Genomic DNA, 2,289 nt, shown 5'->3' on the forward strand with positions numbered 1-2,289 from the left:
GGCTTCAAGGGGATCTGAACCGGTTGGGTGAAGAAGGTTGGGAACTGGTCAGCAGTACCTCGACCAATCAGGGTGAAGGTTATACCAGGAGTATGATCTTTATATTTAAACGGAAGCTGGATTATTAAGTTATAAACAGCGAATCACCTATCAATTGTAATCACGCCGAAGCATCAATTCGACATTTACAATTATTCGATAAATGATTGTAAAATACACCTTGACAAGCTACAATATTCCGCCTATCATGATTAATGAGATATACCAAAATCAGCGAATACGGAGGGATAAATGATGAAACGGATTATTTGCATTTCGTTGTGCCTTTTCATTTCTTTTGTTCTTACCGGCTGCAACCTTCTCTTTCCTGTGAGAAGACATGCAAGCAGCGTTTTAACGGAATTCGACAATACCTCAACGGAATCGGGTGACACTTCAACGAAACCTGATGACACTTCCCCAGAGACCGTTATTACCTCGGCGGCAGGGGGAGGATGGACTCTGGTGGATACGCAGTATATCGTCCCCGACATCGATCAGGATGTTCTCGGCGGTCCGGTCAGGAGCACTATGACGGGAACCGGTGCAGCCCTGCTCGATTACTATCAGGATGAGGGCGATATAGGCAATGTGATGTTTGTGCATTATCGCACCGACGAGGCCGGGACGTTATTCGCCAAGGCAGAGTGGCAAATTATTTGGGAAGCGCCGCCTGCATATCTCCCGGCAGATGAAAAGGTCTCTTTCGTCGTGGAGCATAAGCCGATTAACGAAATGACCTGGACAGCGCCTGTTTTATCGGCAAGCTTCGATGTTCCCGATCTGAAACCCGGTTCTGCATCCGCTGCTCGGATAAAATTCACACAGCCGCACGGGGCAATGGGTCCTTATAAAGATACGAGGGAAGAAGTATATAATGCGAAAGAGACCATGACCACGGCGGTAAACATACCGAAAGGCAATCCCGGCGACCGCCGCGCCATTTATATCTATTTCGGTGAAGGATACGGCATGCGTTATACTTATGCATGGGGTTGATACCACCTTGAGTTTTGGTTCATCGTTTTGATTGTTGGTATATCTTATATATTTGAATACTGAAAATCAATCAAACGACAGCTTTCTCCTGAGCCATTCAGAGCGCGTCTCGGGAGTTTTAGATATGTTTTAAAACAGATGTAAAAAAATACAGAAAGAGAATCAATGAATTGTGAACATGACAAAAGCCGAACTTGAAACACGCATTCAAAAACTGATCGGGGCACTTGCTGAGGCGAATCCCGACTTTGAGACCGCGCTGGTCGCGGGGCGCATTAATCAATATTACCTGACCGGAACCATGCAGGACGCCGTTTTGATCTTGAAACGGGACGGCAATGTTTACTTATTCGTTAGAAAGAGCGTCGAACGCGCCAAGGATGAGTGCCCGCTGGACATTATCTATCCGATGGGCTCCTACCGAGATATGCTGCAGGTGCTCTCGCCCGAGTTTGGCGCGACCTATCTCGAAACCGAAACTGTTCCGGTGGCAATGTTGGAGCGGTTCCGGAAGTATTTTAAAATCGATCAAATTCTACCGTTCGAGCCGGTGATTGCTGCGCAGCGCGCTGTCAAGAGTCCGTATGAGCTTGAATTGATCACCCGTTCTGGAAAGCAGCATAAGATCCTGCTCGAAGAAATCGTCCCGGCTTTGCTGCGGGAAGGCATCAGCGAAGCCGAATTTCACGGTGCATTGTTCGCTGCGATGATGAAGTTGGGATTTCACGGTGTCACCCGGTTTACAATGTTCCAGTTCGAATCGGTCGCGGGGCAGATCGGATTCGGCGACAACTCGGTCTACCCAACCAATTTCGACGGTCCCGGAGGAATGCGGGGTATGAACGCGGCATCTCCGGGACTCGGAAGCCGGGAGCGGAAATTATGTAAAGGCGATTTGGTGTTTGCCGATGTCGGCTTTGGAATCGACGGCTACCACAGCGACAAGACACAGGTGTATTCATTTGGAAAAGCGCCGGACCCGGAGGTTATTAAAGTCCATCGGGCTTGCATGGACATCCAAAAACGGTGCGCCGAAATGCTCGTCGCGGGGGCGATCCCGTCCCGGATTTATGCCGAGCTCACGGACAAGCTGCCGCCCGAACTCTCGACGGGCTTTATGGGATATGGCCATGGCGTCAAGTTTTTGGGGCATGGGATCGGGCTGCATGTCAACGAGCTGCCCGTGATTGCGCGGGGATTCGACGAACCGTTAAAGGAGAACATGGTGCTTGCCGTCGAGCCGAAATGCGG

Annotated in this window: 3 protein-coding genes; all 3 read left to right on the forward strand. The window is 49.7% G+C overall.

Annotated features, from left to right (window positions below; genetic code table 11):
* Window positions 1–23 precede the first annotated feature (23 nt).
* The gene (locus PKH29_12825; protein HNX15723.1) at window positions 24–128 is read left to right on the forward strand and encodes a DUF4177 domain-containing protein; all 105 of its coding nucleotides are present in this window, start codon (window positions 24–26) and stop codon (window positions 126–128) included.
* Window positions 129–504: 376 nt separating this feature from the next.
* Window positions 505–1,038 (forward strand): hypothetical protein, encoded by a 534-nt coding sequence (locus tag PKH29_12830; protein ID HNX15724.1) that lies wholly within the window; start codon window positions 505–507, stop codon window positions 1,036–1,038.
* Window positions 1,039–1,216: 178 nt separating this feature from the next.
* Window positions 1,217–2,289, forward strand: a 1,073-nt coding sequence (locus PKH29_12835) for a M24 family metallopeptidase (protein HNX15725.1), incomplete at its 3' end; no start/stop codon positions are given.

The sequence above is a fragment of the Oscillospiraceae bacterium genome (assembly GCA_035353335.1).
Classification (GTDB): Bacteria; Bacillota; Clostridia; order Oscillospirales; family JAKOTC01; genus DAOPZJ01.